General features: G+C 55.0%; 13 protein-coding genes and 1 pseudogene. 3 read left to right on the top strand and 11 right to left on the bottom strand.

The genetic code is table 11. The annotated features are described in order from the left end of the window. Position 1 precedes the first annotated feature (1 nt). Positions 2-1969, top strand: coding sequence for a glycoside hydrolase family 127 protein (locus tag FCH32_RS01155; protein ID WP_174360330.1), 1968 nt, complete (start codon positions 2-4; stop codon positions 1967-1969). Positions 1970-2070: 101 nt separating this feature from the next. Here the strand turns inward: FCH32_RS01155 and purF are convergent, their stop codons facing one another. The 9 genes from purF to pdxB all read right to left on the bottom strand — a co-directional run bounded on the left by purF (position 2071) and on the right by pdxB (position 11239). Continuing rightward, on the bottom strand, positions 2071-3588 hold the full coding sequence (purF, locus tag FCH32_RS01150) for an amidophosphoribosyltransferase (protein ID WP_096756346.1): 1518 nt from the start codon (positions 3586-3588) through the stop codon (positions 2071-2073). 33 nt (positions 3589-3621) lie between these two features. Then, positions 3622-4110 carry a colicin V production protein gene (gene cvpA / locus FCH32_RS01145; protein WP_096756345.1) on the bottom strand — a complete coding sequence of 163 codons (489 nt, stop codon included), beginning with the start codon at positions 4108-4110 and terminating at the stop codon, positions 3622-3624. 234 nt (positions 4111-4344) lie between these two features. Beyond that, positions 4345-5016, bottom strand: a complete 672-nt coding sequence (gene dedD / locus FCH32_RS01140; protein ID WP_174360329.1) for a cell division protein DedD — start codon at positions 5014-5016, stop codon at positions 4345-4347. Further along, positions 5006-6274: a bifunctional tetrahydrofolate synthase/dihydrofolate synthase gene (folC, locus tag FCH32_RS01135; RefSeq protein WP_115257895.1), complete on the bottom strand. Its 1269-nt coding sequence runs from the start codon at positions 6272-6274 to the stop codon at positions 5006-5008. Before folC ends, dedD begins: the two co-directional genes overlap by 11 nt. Before the next feature lie 188 nt (positions 6275-6462). Beyond that, positions 6463-7377 (bottom strand): acetyl-CoA carboxylase, carboxyltransferase subunit beta, encoded by a 915-nt coding sequence (accD, locus tag FCH32_RS01130; protein WP_096756342.1) that lies wholly within the window; start codon positions 7375-7377, stop codon positions 6463-6465. A 149-nt stretch (positions 7378-7526) separates the two neighbouring features. Next, positions 7527-8186, bottom strand: coding sequence for a DedA family protein (locus tag FCH32_RS01125; protein WP_096756341.1), 660 nt, complete (start codon positions 8184-8186; stop codon positions 7527-7529). A 23-nt stretch (positions 8187-8209) separates the two neighbouring features. After that, positions 8210-9022: a tRNA pseudouridine(38-40) synthase TruA gene (truA, locus tag FCH32_RS01120; protein ID WP_096756340.1), complete on the bottom strand. Its 813-nt coding sequence runs from the start codon at positions 9020-9022 to the stop codon at positions 8210-8212. Continuing rightward, positions 9022-10035 carry an aspartate-semialdehyde dehydrogenase gene (locus tag FCH32_RS01115; protein WP_115257894.1) on the bottom strand — a complete coding sequence of 338 codons (1014 nt, stop codon included), beginning with the start codon at positions 10033-10035 and terminating at the stop codon, positions 9022-9024. The genes truA and FCH32_RS01115 overlap by 1 nt, the downstream gene beginning before the upstream one ends. 67 nt (positions 10036-10102) lie before the next feature. After that, a complete protein-coding gene (gene pdxB, locus FCH32_RS01110; RefSeq protein ID WP_135911672.1) occupies positions 10103-11239 on the bottom strand; it encodes a 4-phosphoerythronate dehydrogenase PdxB in 1137 nt (378 codons plus the stop codon). Between the two features lie 108 nt (positions 11240-11347). On the opposite strand from pdxB, the gene flk reads away from it, so the two are divergent. Beyond that, entirely contained in the window at positions 11348-12355 is a 1008-nt protein-coding gene (flk, locus tag FCH32_RS01105) for a flagella biosynthesis regulator Flk (RefSeq protein ID WP_137362159.1), read from the top strand. Here the strand turns inward: flk and FCH32_RS01100 are convergent. Next, positions 12352-13529 (bottom strand): annotated as a pseudogene (locus FCH32_RS01100) (arabinose transporter). The gene flk and the pseudogene FCH32_RS01100 sit on opposite strands and share 4 nt — an antisense overlap. Before the next feature lie 237 nt (positions 13530-13766). After that, positions 13767-14987: a beta-ketoacyl-ACP synthase I gene (gene fabB / locus FCH32_RS01095; RefSeq protein ID WP_096756333.1), complete on the bottom strand. Its 1221-nt coding sequence runs from the start codon at positions 14985-14987 to the stop codon at positions 13767-13769. Between the two features lie 159 nt (positions 14988-15146). Here fabB and mnmC point away from each other — a divergent pair, with 159 nt between their 5' ends. Further along, positions 15147-17150 carry a bifunctional tRNA (5-methylaminomethyl-2-thiouridine)(34)-methyltransferase MnmC2/FAD-dependent 5-carboxymethylaminomethyl-2-thiouridine(34) oxidoreductase MnmC1 gene (gene mnmC, locus FCH32_RS01090; protein ID WP_174360328.1) on the top strand — a complete coding sequence of 668 codons (2004 nt, stop codon included), beginning with the start codon at positions 15147-15149 and terminating at the stop codon, positions 17148-17150. Positions 17151-17185 lie beyond the last annotated feature (35 nt).

Below are 17185 nucleotides of genomic sequence, written 5' to 3'. Positions count from 1 at the left end.
CATGATGCAGTCTGCTGTGATTGAAGCCGATCTCAACCGAATCACCATCACCGATCCATTTCTGGGTGAATACCAACGCTTGATTCGCGACGTAGTGATCCCGTACCAATGGGAAGCACTGAACGACACAATTCCCGAGGCAGAACCCAGCCACGCGCTGGCTAACTACCGCATCGCCGCCGGTCTGGAACACGGCGAGTTTTACGGCATGGTCTTCCAGGACAGCGATGTCACCAAATGGCTGGAAGCCGTAGCCTGGTCGCTGTGCCAGAAGCCAGATGCAATGCTTGAAAAAACCGCCGACGAGGTGATTGAGCTGCTGGCTCAGGCGCAGTGTGACGACGGCTATCTCAACACCTGGTATACCGTAAAGGAGCCAGGGCTGCGCTGGACCAACGTCGCCGAATGCCACGAGCTCTACTGCGCCGGACACCTGTTTGAAGCGGCAGTCGCCTTCTTCAACGCCACCGGAAAACGTCGACTGCTGAACATCGCTTGTCGCTTTGCCGATCACATCGACACGGTTTTTGGTCCCAAAGAAGGCCAACTGCGCGGCTATCCTGGGCACCCGGAAATCGAGCTGGCGTTGATGCGTCTGTATGAAGCCACTCAGGAACCACGCTACCAGGCGCTGGCCTGCTATTTCGTCGAGGAACGTGGCAAACAACCCTACTATTACGATATTGAGTTCGAAAAACGCGGCGGTACCCGACACTGGGTTGGTTGGGGCGACGCCTGGCCGGGAATGATCAAAGACAAAACATACACCCATGCGCACAAACCGCTCGCTGAACAGCATGAAGCGGTCGGTCATGCAGTGCGGTCGGTGTATCTGATGACCGGACTGGCGCACATTGCCCGTATCACCCAGGATGAAGAGAAGCGCCAAACCTGCCTGCGCATCTGGAACAATATGGTGCAGCGGCGGATGTACATCACCGGCGGTATCGGCTCGCAGGGCATCGGCGAGGCCTTTACCAGCGACTACGATTTACCGAACGACACCGCTTACGGCGAAAGCTGCGCCTCCATCGGCCTGATGATGTTCGCCCGCCGCATGCTGGAAATGGAAGGTGATGCGCACTACGCTGACGTCATGGAGCGTGCATTTTACAATACGGTGTTGGGTGGAATGGCGCTGGACGGGAAGCACTTCTTCTACGTCAATCCGCTGGAGACGTACCCGAAAAGTATTCCACATAACCATATTTACGATCACATTAAGCCGGTGCGCCAGCGCTGGTTCGGCTGCGCCTGCTGCCCACCGAATATCGCCCGCACGCTGGTCGCCATTGGTCACTATATTTTCACCCCGCGACCGGACGCGCTGTTTATCAACTTCTACGCCGGGAGCGAAGCGCAGTTCAGCGTAAAAGACCAGACCCTGGCGCTGAACATTAGCGGTAACTATCCATGGGATGAGCGGGTCACTATTCACTTTAGCCAGCCAAAGACCGTTGAACATACCGTCGCGCTACGTCTACCGGCGTGGTGCGAAACACCGCACGTGCAGGTCAACGGAGAAACGGCACAAGGCAGAGTGATTAAGGGCTATCTGCATCTGCGCCGTCAGTGGCAGCAAGGTGACATCATTACCCTGAACCTGCCGATGACGGTCCGTCGCGTTTACGCCAACCCACTGGTGCGCCACGCTGCGGGCAAGGTCGCTATTCAGCGCGGGCCGCTGGTGTACTGTCTGGAACAGGCGGATAACGGCGCTGAGTTGCATAACCTGTCGCTGCCAAAAGCAAGCGAGCTGCGTGAAATTCAGGGCGTCGGAGTGCTGAAGGGCAAAGTGTTGCTGCAAGCTGAAGGGCTGCGCGTGTTGACCGCTGAGAGTGACAAGCCGCTGTACAGCTTTGATACCCGTCAGACAACGGTCGAAAAGCAGACCTTAACGTTTATTCCGTGGTTTAGCTGGGCCAATCGTGGCGAAGGTGAAATGCGGATTTGGGTCGACGAGGCGTAACATAAAAATGCCGGATGGCGGCTACGCCTTATCCGGCCTACAACGATGGTGGACTATAGGCCGGATAAGACGCAAAGCGTCGCCATCCGGCATGCCCTGACTTACCCTTCGTTGTGCATCTCGAGGTTTTCCGCTTCATTCTGACGCAATACCGCTTTAGCGTCATCATTGCGCAGGGAATCGAGGAAATCGAGGTACTGTTGGTCAACGTCTTTGGTGACGTACACGCCGTTGAACACGGAACATTCAAACTGCTGAATATCCGGATTCTCTGCGCGGACGGCTTCGATCAGATCGTTCAGATCCTGGAAGATAAGACCGTCAGCGCCGATGATTTGGCGGATCTCGTCAACTTCGCGGCCATGAGCGATCAGCTCCGTCGCCGTCGGCATATCAATACCATAGACGTTCGGGAAGCGTATTTCCGGTGCCGCAGAGGCCAGGTACACTTTCTTCGCCCCGGCTTCACGCGCCATCTCAATAATTTGTTCAGAGGTGGTCCCGCGCACGATGGAATCGTCTACCAACAGCACGTTCTTATCGCGGAATTCAGCACGGTTGGCATTCAGCTTACGACGCACAGATTTACGACGCAGTTGCTGACCCGGCATGATAAAGGTACGGCCGACGTATCGGTTTTTCACAAAGCCCTGACGGTACGGTTTACCGAGAATCCGGGCAATTTCCAGCGCGATATCGCACGAGGTTTCCGGAATAGGGATCACCACATCGATGTCCAGATCTTCCCACTCACGAGCAATTTTTTCGCCAAGCTTGGTGCCCATATTCACGCGGGCGCTGTAGACGGAAATCTTGTCGATGAACGAATCAGGACGCGCAAAGTAAACGTACTCAAACAGGCACGGGTTGCTGACCGGATTATCCGCACACTGACGGGTAAACAAGTTGCCTTTTTCAGTGATATAGACCGCTTCACCCGGCGCAACGTCGCGCAGAAATTCAAAGCCAAGGGTATCCAGCGCCACGCTTTCAGAAGCCACCATATACTCGGTGCGGCCATCACCAATATCGCGTTTACCCAGCACCAACGGACGGATACCGTTAGGGTCGCGGAAGGCAACCATACCGTGGCCGATAATCATCGCTACACAGGCATAGGCACCACGGATCTGGCGGTTCGTCGCGGCGATCGCGGCAAAAATATTGTCCGCTTCCAGCGGATAGTGGCGGAAGTTATCCAGCTCACTGGCGAAAATATTCAGCAGGATTTCTGAATCGGAAGTGGTGTTGATGTGGCGGCGCTTTTCTTCAAACAGCTTTTTACGCAGCTCATGGGCGTTGGTCAGGTTGCCGTTGTGGGCAAGCGTGATCCCGTACGGTGAGTTGACATAAAAAGGTTGAGCTTCGGAGGCGCTGGAGCTGCCAGCAGTTGGATAACGCACATGACCGATGCCCATATTGCCCTGCAAACGCTGCATATGGCGAGCTTCAAAAATGTCGCTCACCATGCCGTTCGCTTTTCGCAAGCGGAAGCAGTTGTTGGCATCAATGGTGATGATGCCAGCGGCATCCTGGCCACGATGCTGGAGCACCGTTAACGCGTCATAAATCGACTGGTTTACCGGCATAACACCGGCGATACCGACAATACCGCACATACGTCTTTTCCTCGTTCAGCAACGACCCAAAATTTATACTTTGGGCAAGAAACTTGACGAGCTTTGCAGATAGTCAAAGAACCATCTGATGATGAAACTGAACTGCGGGATCAGCTGCGACTTACTCCAGTCTTCACTTTTCGACACACCGGTAAACGTATCGAGAAAGAACAGTATGGCGGCGACGATCAACGCTCCGCGCAAAGCACCGAAGCAGATCCCCAACACCCTGTCGGTACCCGACAGACCTGTTTTCTCCACCAGTTGGCCTATCACAAAGTTAACGATAGCGCCGACGATAAGTGTCGCGATAAACAGTATCGCGATAGCAATCCCATTTCGAACCAGTTCGTCTTCAAAGCCCGTAAACCAGACAGACAGGTAAGTGTAGTAATGGCTGGCGACAAAGAAAGCACAACCCCAAGTCACCAACGATAATGCTTCACGAACAAAGCCACGGATCAGGCTAACCAGACAGGAAAAACCAATCACCGCGATAATGGCGTAATCAATCCAGACCATATATGTCCCACGATTTTACGCCCTGTCGTCCTGTTCGGGGCGCATTCTAACAGAAAAAGAAAACGTTTGCGTAGGGATTTCCTTTCCACGCGTAAATAAAAATGGCGCTGAAAAAATCTTCAACGCCATCTAACTTTTTGCCTCTTTGGGCACTGCCGGATGGCGGTGTAAACACCTTATCCGGCCTACCTAAGCGTAGCGCCGTAGAGCGCAGCGCCATCAGGCAACGTCCCCTTAATTAGGGGTATACCCCATCACGACCCCACTCAAGCCGGAGATCTTCTGCAGTTCGCCAAGCGAATTTTTCAGCTTATCTCTGGAGGCGTCAGGCCCAACGAGAATACGGGTTATTTTACCCTGTACCGGCGTGGACGGGGAAGTAAATACCCGGAAACCCGCACCGCGAAGTTTACCCACGATCTCATTGACCTTGTCCGCATTTTTCAGCGCACCCAGTTGCACAACATACGCTTTGCCGGTCGGTGCCGGCGCTTCTGCGACAACCGGTTTCGGTGCAGGTGCAGGGGCGGCCGGTGTTGGCACTGGCGTCGCAACAACAGGTTGTGGCTTCGGTTTAGGTTTAGGTTGCTCGACCGGCGCAGGAATAGGATCAAGCTCCGCGCCGTTAGCCACCGGCAGGCGCGACGGATCCAACGACGGCGCGGCAGCATCGCCCGCACGCACCTCTTCTGCTGCACCTTCCGGCGGCTGCGTCGGCAGCGCCTGCGTGGCAGCAGGCATCATATCCGGCTCATCGCGGTCACCAGGTTTTGGCACCAACGGAATGGCCGCGAACTCATCCTGATAATGTTTTTTCTGCCCGTCAAGCAGCCCAGGAAGCACAATCACCCCGAGCGCAACCAGCACAATTGTGCCGACTAATCGATTCTGAAACTTACTCGCCACCGCTTCTCCCCACGTCTATCACTTCCATGACATGTGCGACAGTGTGAAACGATCCACACACCAACACGGTATCTTCTGGTTTTGCATCTGCCAACGCCGCACGCCATGCCTGCGCCACGCTATCATAGGCTTCACCTGTTCCCAGATGTTCCAGCAGTTGTTCTGCCGTCGCGCCTCGCGGCCCTTCCAGGGGCGCACAATACCACGCGTTTACCACACTTTTCAGCCAGGCCAGCGTACCGGCAATGTCTTTATCATGTAGCATACCGATAACCGCAAGCACGCGCCCGTTTTTCACTAACTTTTTCAGACGCCCGGTCAGATATTCTGCTGCATGAGGGTTATGTGCGACATCAAAAATAACGCGCGGCGATTCGCTCACAATCTGGAAACGCCCCGGTAAAATGGCCTGCTCAATCCCCTCACGAATCGCTTGCTCGCTAACATCAAGTCCGCTTGCCCGTAGCGCAGCCAACGCCGTGGCGGCATTCGGTTGCGGCACCTGAGGTAACGGAAGATGCATCAGCGTACCGTGACTGTCGGTAAAGGACCAGTCGCTTTCCGTCACCGTATAGCGCCAGTCGACGCCACAGCGCTGCAAAATAGCCCCGGTCTCTTGTGCCACATCGGCAATGGTGTAAGGCATTTCCGGTTCACCGACAATGGCCGGTTTTTCAGCGCGGAAGATCCCGGCCTTCTCACGACCAATGCTTTCGCGATCCGGCCCCAGCCAGTCAGTATGGTCAAGCGCAATACTGGTGACTACGGCGACATCAGCATCAACGATATTGGTAGCATCAAGGCGCCCGCCCAGGCCGACTTCCAGAATCACCACATCAAGCTTAGCCTGCTTAAATAACCACAGCGCCGACAGCGTACCGTATTCAAAATAGCTCAGCGAAATATCACCGCGTGCGGCTTCAATCTCGGCAAACGAGGCAGTATGGGCAGATTCCGCGAGTTCACGCCCCTGCACGCGAACACGTTCCGTGTAGCGCACCAGATGAGGAGAACTGTATACCCCGACTTTATATCCCGCCGCGGTCAGTACGGATTCCAGCGTACGGCAGGTTGTACCCTTACCGTTGGTGCCTGCCACCGTGAAAACAAACGGCGCGGGTTTCAGCACACCCAGATTTCGTGCAACCTGGCTGACGCGCTCGAGGCCGAGATCGATGGTTTTACTGTGCAGGTTTTCCAGATAAGAAAGCCACGACGCCAGGGGCGACGCGGCTTGGGGAATACGTTTATTGTCCATGATGCCTGTCAATTCGTCACGTTAATAAAAGCAAAAGGGCAGCGCCAACCGGCCTGCCCTTTTCTACTCGTCGTCTTTCACGTTGCAGGCGCGTTGGCTGTGCTCGCTCCCCCGAATCACTTAGCGGTGTAAGCTCATCGGGAATCACTCACCGTCTTCCTGCGACGCGAAATCCATAGAGTCCGTTATCAGGCCTCTGATTCCTGATCGGGTACCGGAGGTACCACTACGCCTTCAGTCGGCTCATCCGGATTCGGCGCCGGAAGATTCATCAGCTTCGCCAGAACGCTCGCCAGTTTCAGGCGCATTTCCGGACGGCGGACGATCATATCGATAGCGCCTTTTTCAATCAGGAATTCACTGCGCTGGAATCCCGGCGGCAGTTTTTCACGTACGGTTTGCTCGATAACACGTGGACCGGCAAAGCCAATCAGTGCTTTCGGTTCAGCAATGTTGAGGTCGCCCAGCATCGCGAAACTTGCGGAAACACCGCCCATGGTTGGGTCAGTCAGTACAGAGATATACGGTAAACCGCGTTCCTGCATTTTTGCCAGCGCCGCAGAGGTTTTAGCCATCTGCATCAGCGACATCAGCGCTTCCTGCATGCGCGCCCCGCCGGAAGCGGAGAAGCAGATCAGCGGACAATTGTCTTCCAGCGCCTGCTCAACGGCACGAACAAAACGTGCGCCAACCACAGAACCCATGGAGCCGCCCATAAACGCGAACTCGAATGCGGCTGCAACGACCGGCATACCGTGAAGCGTGCCTTTCATTACTACCAGCGCATCTTTTTCACCGGTTTCTTTCTGCGCAGAAGCCAGTCTGTCTTTATACTTCTTGGAGTCACGAAACTTCAGCAGGTCTTTCGGCTCAAGCTCGCTACCCAACTCCACAAGAGAACCTTCATCTAACAGGCTATGCAGGCGATTGCGCGCCGACATGCGCATATGATGGTCACACTTCGGACAGACCTCAAGATTACGTTCCAGCTCAGCACGGTATAATACCTGACCGCAGCTATCACACTTGGTCCACACCCCTTCAGGAATGCTTGCCTTGCGGGTGGGAGTAATATTGCTTTTAATTCGTTCAATCCAGCTCATTGGTGACCTTTCTGCCTGAACCTTAGTCAGCTTTGTTATAAGGGGCGCATAATGCCATTTTTGCCCCCAACAGACCATGAATGTTGCACATTAAAACATAACAGCCCGAAACTTTGGACAAAAAAGTGGTCGAACCGCTGAGTTACTTTCTATTTTTGCGCCCTTGATGCTGCGCGTTTGTGACGAATCACTTCGATAACACCAGGCAATACGGAGAGGACGATAATCGCCACAATCAATAATTTCAGGTTTTCCTGCACCACCGGCAGATCGCCAAACAGATAGCCTGCGTAGGTGAACAGTAATACCCACAGCAGCGCGCCCGCTACGTTAAACAGTGCAAAATGACGGTAGGACATGTGTCCCATACCGGCAACAAACGGTGCAAATGTGCGTACGATAGGGACAAAACGCGCCAGAATAATGGTTTTACCGCCATGACGCTCATAGAACGCGTGGGTTTTATCCAGATAGCTGCGACGGAAAATTTTCGAGTTCGGATTGCTGAACAGCCTTTCGCCGAACACCCGACCGATAGTGTAGTTCACCGCATCGCCCACGATTGCCGCCACGATCATTAACGCCACCATCAGATGGACATTTAAATCATTAGTGGGCAATGCAGAAAGCGCGCCTGCGACAAACAGCAGCGAATCTCCCGGCAGGAACGGCGTAACCACCAGTCCGGTTTCACAGAACAGGATCAGAAACAGAATGGCATATACCCAGACACCGTATTCCGCGACCAACTCCGCCAGGTGCACATCAATGTGCAGGATAAAATCAATAAGAAAGTAAATCAGTTCCATAGTATGCCTTTATACGACTCAAATTAGTCCGCCAGAAATAGCGGGCCCATCGGCGGTTTTGGCAGGTCAAACCGGTCGGGGTAATCTACCGCCACCAGATACAAACCTTCCGCTTTCGCCGTTGCCGCTGCCAGCGTTCTGTCCTTCGCCGCTAACAGTTCTGCTATCCAGCTCTCCGGCTGGTTGTGGGCACCTACTTCCATCAGGCTGCCAACAATATTCCTGACCATATGATGTACAAAGGCATTCGCTTTAATATCTACCACCACATAAGGACCATGACGCGTCACGTTAATGTGCATCACGTTACGCCACGGTGTGCGCGACTGGCACTGCACTGCCCGAAACGAGGTGAAATCATTCTCCCCAATCAGGCATTGGGCCGCGCGATGCATACGTTCAGCATCCAACGGCTCATAGTAATGCGTCACGCCTTTACCCAGAACTGCTGGGCGCAACCGATGATTGTAGATGATATAACGGTAGCGGCGCGCCGTGGCGCTAAACCGCGCATGAAAATCATCCGGTACAGCTTTCACCCAACGCACGGCAATGTCACCAGGTAAATTCGCATTTACCCCCAGCGTCCATGCCGCATCTTTACGTTGCGCGGTGGTCTCAAAGTGCACCACCTGGCCCGTACCATGAACGCCAGCATCGGTACGCCCGGCACAAAATACCGTGATGCGTTCATTGGCGACCTGCGAAAGTGCTTTTTCCAGCTTTTCCTGAACGCTGCGAACTTCGTTCTGGCGCTGCCAGCCATAATATTTGCTGCCATCATACTCAATACCCAGCGCAATTTTATGGACGGGCAGCTGTTGCAGGTCAGACATTAGTACATATACTCCTGCACCAGTTTTTCAGCGATTTTCACCGCCATCAACGCGCCGCCAAAGCGTACGTTGTCTGCTACAGACCAAAACTGTACCTGTTCTGGCATACCGTAATCATTGTGCACGCAGCCTACCGAAAGATGTGGGCTACCCGACGCATCGCTGACCTGGGTTGGGAAATCGGTCGCTTCCGACAGCACAATGTCCTCACCGCGCTCAAACGCATCGCGCGCTTCTTCTGCTGCCAGCGGACGTAATGCTTCAAAGCTCACCATTTGCGCATGACCGTAGAACACCGGCGACTGTACGATGCTGGCGGAGATCATCAGCCCCTCGTCCTGCATGATTTTACGCACTTCATCAACGATACGACGCTCTTCACGCACACTGCCTTCGCGGTCTGGCAGCAACGGCAGCATGTTGAACGCCAGTTGACGGCCAAAGAAATCGTCGTCATCAATCGGAATACCGTTGAGCAGTTTCGCACTTTGCCCGGCCAGCGCATCTACCGCTTTTTTGCCATGAGCGGAAGCTGAGATAATATTGGTCACCGTAATACGCGAAAGGCCACCGTCGTCAATCAACGGTTTCAATGCAGACAACAGTTGGCTGGTCAGGCTGCCAGGGACCGCAATCACGTTGCGGTTGCGGTAATCTGCCAGTACGAACGGGTTCACGTCCGGTACCACCAGCGGGACGTCCGGCTCAAGCGCAAACAAACCGCTGCTGTCAATCACCAGGCAACCCGCATTGGTGGCTTCTTCTACCCATGCTGCGGTGGCTTCCACGCCCGCAACAAAAAAGGCCAGTTGCGCTTGAGTCCAGTCAAAGTCAGCAACGTCCTGGACAATGATTGATTTACCGTTAAAACGCAGGTGCTCACCCGCGCTTTCATTACGAGCCAGCGCATAGATCTCTCCGACCGGGAACTGGCGTTCCGCCAGCGTGTCGAGCAGGGCTTCGCCTACGGCGCCCGTTGCGCCCAGAATGGCAATATTCCAGCCTTCAGACATGGTGATTTACTCCAGAAATACGTAAGCGTCCCTGTCGTATTATTCGACAGGGAGCATTAAGAAGACATTAATGTGCCGGGTGATGAACGGCGTTAAACCCCAGCTTACACAACAAGGTAGCGGCAGCGGCGTCGTCACACATGACGTACAAAGACGACCATTCACGGCGCTCAAGGTAATTTTTACGCAGTTTATCAAACTCACCCGGAATTCCAGCGACTTTACGCAGCGGCGCATCGTCGCGGCGCACATCATACACTAAATGTACCAGCCTTTTCAGCGTTGGCTGATCCAACGGGCCATGCAGCGTGATGCGTCCAAATTCCGGGGCAGGTAACAGGGTGCTCAGTGCAACGTGCTGTTCGCGGCCAATAAACTTGCTATAGGCCTCAAAGACCTGCGTGGTTCCCCGAGCCTTCCCTTCAAGGGTGTATCCTGCAATATGCGCCGTACCGATATCCGCTTTCTCGAGCAACGCGACATTCAGGTCCGGCTCGCCCTCCCAGACATCCAACACCACGCTCAGATGTTGCCCGGCATTAAGGCGGGACAGCAACGCGGTATTGTCGATGACCGGCCCACGGCAGGCGTTAATCAGGATGGTGCCCGGCTTCAGTCGGCCAATTAGTGCTTCATCAGCCAAATGCAGAGTCTTGTACGGACCGTCTTTAAACAACGGCGTATGGAAAGTCAGTACATCGGCGTGCTCAACCAGTTCGTTCAGCGATCGGAAATCGCCCTCGTCTCCCCGGTCAGCACGCGGCGGATCGCAAAGTAACGTGCGAATCCCTAATGCTTCCAGTCGCGCCTGCAAACGCGCACCCACATTGCCGACACCAACAATACCCACGGTGCGATCGGCTAACGCAAAACCATCGCGCTCCGCCAGCATCAGCAGTGCTGAAAAGACATACTCGACAACCGCAATCGCATTGCAACCGGGCGCGGCGGAGAAGCCAATCTCAGACTGTGCAAGCCAGGCTTCATCCACGTGGTCAGTGCCCGCAGTTGCCGTCCCGACAAACTTAACCGGTTTTCCGCCAAGCAGTGCTTCATTGACCTTCGTCACCGAGCGCACCATTAAGGCGTCCGCATCATCCAGTTCTGCGACGGGAATCGGACGACCGGGAACCGCTTTTACCTCCCCCAAACGACTGAACAGTTCGCGGGCATAGGGCATATTTTCATCAACGAGGATTTTCACGTCTTTCGCACCTGTTTGAGAACGAGAGTTAACCGGGCAAGTGTGCCATAATCTCGCCGCCAGGCATACTGCGAGACCTGGCTAGCACAGTTTTAAGGAACAGAGATGATGCAGCCCATTTCAGGTACGCCCGCGCGCCCTCCCGGTGAAGGCCAAAACGCCCCTTCCGTTACGGGCGAACAACCGTTATCCACGCAACAACGTACCGTGCTGGAACGACTGATTACCCGTCTGATTTCACTTACCCAACAGCAGAGCGCTGAGGTGTGGGCCGGAATGAAGCACGATCTGGGCGTCAAAAGTGATACGCCGTTACAGTCACGTCACTTTCCTGCTGCAGAACAAAACCTGACCCAACGACTTGGGGTTGCTCAACAAAAGCATGTCAATCGTCAGGTGCTGGCGCAGCTTACGGAACTGCTGAGTCAGGGGAATAATCGTCAGGCAGTAAGCGATTTTATCCGTCAACAGTACGGACAAACGGCCCTCAGTCAACTCACGCCCGATCAGTTGAAAAATGTGCTGACGCTATTGCAGCAGGGGCAGCTTTCTATTCCGCAGCCGCAGCAACGCCCGGCAACCGCTCGCCCTCTGCTACCCGCCGAGCACAACACGCTGAATCAACTGGTTACAAAAGTAGCGGCCGCTACAGGAGAATCCGGCAAGCTGATCTGGCAGTCGATGCTGGAACTGTCTGGGGTAAAAAGCGGTGAGCTGATCCCGGCAAAACAGTTTACGCACCTGGTTACCTGGCTACAGGCGCGCCAGACGCTGAGCCTGCAAAATGCCCCGACGTTGCAAACGTTGCAGGCGGCGCTCAAGCAGCCGTTAGAGCCAAATGAACTTGTGGCCATCAAGGACTACGCGCAGCAAACGTATCAGATCCAACCGCAAACGATTCTTACCACCGTGCAGATACAGGATTTGCTCAATCAAATCTTCCTGCGCCGCGTTGAGCGTGACCGGGAGCAGGAATTAAGCGATCCGCGCCACCTCCAGCCGATTTACAGCCCGTTCACGCCAGTGATTGAAACCGTTAAATCACTGTCGGCGCGACCGGGACTGCTATTTGCGGCGCTACTGGTTGTGTTAGCTATATTCTGGCTCGTCGTTTAGCTTTTGCGCAACGTCAGCAGCGTCACAACAATCCCCACCACCGCGGAAATCGCCCCGGCAAGGAATACCGAGGAATAGCCGTACGCGGTGGCCAGAACACCCGCGACAGGACCGCTTACGCCGTAGGAGATATCCTGAAATGCGGCGTAACCACCGAGTGCAGTACCGCGTACCTGTGCAGGAACGCGCTTCACCACCTCCACGCCCAGCGCCGGGAAGATCAGCGAGCATCCGGCCCCGGTTAATGCTGCACCCAGCAGCGCAATCCAGGCCGTTGGCGCCTGCCAGAGCAGCAGCAGCCCCACGGTTTCAACCAACAAAGAAACCACCGCCACCTTCACGCCGCCAAACCGATCCGGCATCCAGCCAAATAGAATGCGCATGAGCACAAACGCACCGCCGAACGCGGTCAGGGTAAAACCTGCCATCGTCCAGCCGTTGCTGACAAAATAGAGCGAAATAAACGTGCCGATCACCGCAAACCCCACGCCCTGCAGCGCTAACCCCAGCCCCGGTTTCCAGATAAGCCCAACCACGCTCCATAGCGAAGGACGTTCCCCCGCATGGGCAGGCACTTTACGCACGGTGCCGTTGAATGCCCATGCCAGCAGCGGCAATGCCATGGTGGTCGCCGCCAGCGCTGCAAAGCCAAAATGGCTGTGGATCAGCAGACCCAACGGCGCACCGGCCGCCAGGGCGCCGTAAATCGCCATCCCATTCCACGACATCACCTTGCCGGAACGCGTTGGCCCAACCAGCCCCAATCCCCAGGTCAGGGTGCCGGTCAACAACTGACTTTCGCCAAAGCCGAGGATCAGACGTCCGACAATCAACAACGCAAACTTTACTGGAACGGAAACGGGTAAAAGTGCCGCTAATAGCCACGCGACTCCCGCCAGTGCACAGGCCAACATCCCCTGCAGCGCCGAACGTTTGGCACCGTATTGATCGGCTAAGCGCCCGGCGTAGCCACGTGTTAAGACCGTTGCCAGAAACTGGATGCCCACGGCAATGCCGACCATGGTGTTGCCATAGCCTAGCTCCTGGTGCACAAACAGTGGGATGACGGGTAAAGGTAGCCCGACCGTCATATAGGTCAGGAAAACGGCAAAAGCGATACGAAACAGCGACACATTCGCCGACGGTGTTTTTTTTGTTGGGTTACTGCTGTCATGCGTTACTCCAGAATGCAGAGTAAGGCGAGGAATGCCCACGCCCCCCTCTACCTGACGATCAGGATTAAGGTGCGTTGGATAACGTTAAACGCTTACGCATTATCATGAGGATAATGTTGAACCTGGAGTCTGCCTGTAAACCAGATTAATTGTCAACGATATAAAAAAGGGGAGCCAGGCGGCTCCCCTTACTGTATAGCATGGACCGGATAACAAATCCGGCCTGTTCTGATCTCTTACGCTTTCAGCTTACGCATAACCAGCGTGGCATTCGTGCCGCCAAAGCCGAAGCTGTTGGACATGACGGTCGTCAGCGCTTTTTCAGTCGGTTCGGTCACGATGTTCAGACCCGCCGCCTGCTCGTCCATCTCTTCGATGTTGATGCTTGGTGCGATAAAGCCGTGTTCCAGCATCAGCAGGGAGTAGATAGCTTCCTGCACGCCAGCCGCGCCCAGAGAGTGACCAGTCATCGCTTTGGTTGCGGAGATCGCCGGGCTGTTGTCGCCGAAGACTTCACGGATAGCGCCCAATTCTTTCACGTCGCCTACCGGAGTAGAGGTACCGTGGGAGTTCAGGTAGTCGATTGGCGTATCTACACCGTTCATCGCCATCTGCATGCAACGCACTGCGCCTTCACCTGATGGAGCCACCATGTCTGCGCCATCGGACGTTGCGCCGTAGCCAACGATTTCAGCATAGATATGCGCGCCACGTGCCAGAGCGTGTTCCAGCTCTTCAACCACAACCATACCGCCGCCGCCTGCGATAACGAAACCGTCACGGTTCGCATCATAAGTACGGGATGCTTTTTCCGGGCAGTCGTTATATTTGGTAGACAGTGCGCCCATGGCGTCGAACTCACAGGCCATTTCCCAGCACAGCTCTTCGCCGCCGCCAGCAAAAACGATATCCTGTTTGCCCAACTGAATCTGCTCAACCGCATTACCGATACAGTGCGAAGATGTCGCACAGGCGGAGCTGATGGAGTAGTTCACACCGTGGATTTTAAACGGGGTTGCGAGGCAGGCAGACACACCTGAGCCCATCGCTTTTGTGACCACATACGGGCCAACCGCTTTCAGGCCACGCGGGCTACGCATTGCGTCAGCGCCGAACACCTGAAAACGTGGGGAGCCGCCGCCGGAACCTGCAATCAGGCCAACGCGCGGGTTATTCTGGTAAACTTCTGCAGAGAGGCCGGCGTCAGCCACTGCCTGCTCCATAGAAAGGAATGCATAGATGGATGCGTCGCTCATAAAGCGCACAACTTTACGGTCAATGAGTCCAGTGGTATCCAGTTTTACGTTGCCCCAAACGTGGCTACGCATGCCGGAGTCCTTCAGCTCCTGAGAGAAAGTGATCCCTGAACGTCCTTCACGCAGAGATGCCAGGACTTCCTGCTGGTTATTACCGATGCTGGAAACGATGCCCAAGCCAGTAATCACTGCACGTTTCATTCAATACCTCTGTAAGTCGCACTATTTTAAAGTTTCGAGTGGCACAATAGCGTACACTTGTACGCCGAACAAGTCCGATCAGCCATTTTATGTGGAAATTTGCGCACTCAGGCACTCATCGTTAAGATCGAGACACAGCAAGCCAGACGAGTAACTTACGTGAAACAATACGCGATACAACCTGCCAACCTCGAATTCAACGCTGAGGGTACACCTGTTTCCCGAGATTTTGACGATGTCTATTTTTCTAACGATAACGGGCTGGAAGAGACGCGTTATGTCTTTCTCGGCGGCAATCATCTCGCGGACCGATTTCCCACCCATTCACGCCAGTTATTCATAGTGGCGGAAAGTGGTTTTGGCACTGGGCTAAACTTCCTCACCCTCTGGCAGGCATTTACGACTTTTCGCACTGCGCACCCTGACGCTACCCTGAAAAGATTACATTTCATCAGTTTTGAAAAATTTCCGCTGACGCGTGATGACCTGAAGTTGGCCCATCAGCATTGGCCGGAACTGGCTCCGTGGGCTGAGCCATTACAGGCTCAGTGGCCGCTACCGTTAGCAGGTTGTCATCGACTGCTGTTGGATGAAGGTCGGGTTACGCTGGATTTGTGGTTCGGCGATATTAACGACCTCACCAGTAAGTTGGATGAATCCCTGAACCAGCAGGTCGACGCCTGGTTCCTTGACGGTTTCGCGCCGGCAAAAAATCCCGATATGTGGACGCCAACGCTGTTTAACGCCATGGCCCGGCTGGCCCGTCCGGGCGGCACGCTGGCAACCTTCACCTCCGCAGGTTTTGTCCGGCGGGGCTTGCAGGACGCCGGTTTTACAATGCAGAAATGCAAAGGCTTTGGGCGCAAGCGTGAAATGCTGTGCGGCGTGATGGAACAACACCTCACGTTCCCGTCACCCGCACCGTGGTTCTCACGCGCCAGCACGGAAAAACGGGAAGCGGCTATTATCGGGGGCGGTATTGCCAGCGCACTGCTGTCGCTGGCTCTCTTACGTCGAGGCTGGCAGGTAACGCTGTATTGCGCTGACGATAAGCCTGCGCAGGGCGCATCCGGTAATCGTCAGGGCGCACTTTACCCTTTACTCAGTAAACATGACGCCGCAATTAATCTCTTTTTCCCCACCGCATTTACCTTTGCCCGACGTCTGTATGACGCCCTGCCGGTGGATTTTGCCCACGACTGGTGCGGCGTAACGCAACTTGGTTGGGATGAAAAAAGCCAACAGAAAATCACCCAGATGCTGTCGCTTGCCTTACCCGACGACCTCGCGCTGGCCGTTGATGCTGAGCAGGTTCTGCAAACAACCGGCGTCGCAACCAACTGCGGCGGGATTCAGTATCCTGGCGGAGGATGGCTGTGTCCGGCGCAGCTCACCGCCGCCGTACTGGATTACGCCACGACGCTGGGATTACGCACCCATTACCAACATACACTGGCATCACTTGTACAGCAGGAAAACAGCTGGCAGCTTCAGTTTGCCACTGGCGAAACCGTCGAACACGAGGTAGTGGTGCTGGCGAATGGTCATCGCATAAATCGCTTTGATCAGACCCAACCGTTACCGGTTTATTCTGTCGGCGGTCAGGTGAGCCATATCCCCACCACGCCTGCACTGTCGGTCCTACGTCAGGTGTTGTGTTACGACGGCTACCTCACGCCGCAAAATCCGGCCAATCAGCATCATTGCATCGGTGCGAGCTATCGTCGTGGTGAGGAAGAAACAACGTATCGCGAGGAGGATCAGCAGCAAAACCGCCAGCGTTTACTCGACTGCTTCCCGCATACCGCATGGGTAAAAGAGGTGGATGTCAGTGGGCAATCGGCACGCTGTGGCGTTCGCTGCGCCACCCGCGATCACTTACCGATGGTCGGCAATGTGCCGGACTATGAGGCAACGCTCAGTCAGTACGCCAATCTGTCAGAACACAAAGAGACCGCCCCGCGCGCACCGGTTTACCGTGACGTCTTTATGCTGGGCGCGCTGGGCTCGCGCGGACTGTGTTCCGCCCCGCTGTGTGCAGAGATCCTGGCCGCGCAAATGAGTAATGAACCCATCCCAATGGATGCAGAAACCCTTGCCGCGTTAAATCCGAACCGTTTATGGGTGAGAAAATTAGTGAAGGGAAAAGCGGTAAAATCCTGAGGTCATCATTGCGGGCCGCATGAGTCGTTAACGGC

The organism is Citrobacter gillenii (genome assembly GCF_013337685.1).
GTDB classification, from domain to species: domain Bacteria; phylum Pseudomonadota; class Gammaproteobacteria; order Enterobacterales; family Enterobacteriaceae; genus Citrobacter; species Citrobacter gillenii.
This window is presented reverse-complemented; position numbering and strand designations above follow the sequence as displayed.

Coding starts and splice junctions, on each gene's coding strand:
- accD (WP_096756342.1), bottom strand. CDS start 7,377: ATGAGCTGGATTGAACGAATTAAAAGCAATATTACTCCCACCCGCAAG.
- fabB (WP_096756333.1), bottom strand. CDS start 14,987: ATGAAACGTGCAGTGATTACTGGCTTGGGCATCGTTTCCAGCATCGGT.
- FCH32_RS01155 (WP_174360330.1), top strand. CDS start 2: ATGATGCAGTCTGCTGTGATTGAAGCCGATCTCAACCGAATCACCATC.
- cvpA (WP_096756345.1), bottom strand. CDS start 4,110: ATGGTCTGGATTGATTACGCCATTATCGCGGTGATTGGTTTTTCCTGT.
- flk (WP_137362159.1), top strand. CDS start 11,348: ATGCAGCCCATTTCAGGTACGCCCGCGCGCCCTCCCGGTGAAGGCCAA.
- purF (WP_096756346.1), bottom strand. CDS start 3,588: ATGTGCGGTATTGTCGGTATCGCCGGTGTTATGCCGGTAAACCAGTCG.
- FCH32_RS01115 (WP_115257894.1), bottom strand. CDS start 10,035: ATGTCTGAAGGCTGGAATATTGCCATTCTGGGCGCAACGGGCGCCGTA.
- folC (WP_115257895.1), bottom strand. CDS start 6,274: ATGGACAATAAACGTATTCCCCAAGCCGCGTCGCCCCTGGCGTCGTGG.
- FCH32_RS01125 (WP_096756341.1), bottom strand. CDS start 8,186: ATGGAACTGATTTACTTTCTTATTGATTTTATCCTGCACATTGATGTG.
- truA (WP_096756340.1), bottom strand. CDS start 9,022: ATGTCTGACCTGCAACAGCTGCCCGTCCATAAAATTGCGCTGGGTATT.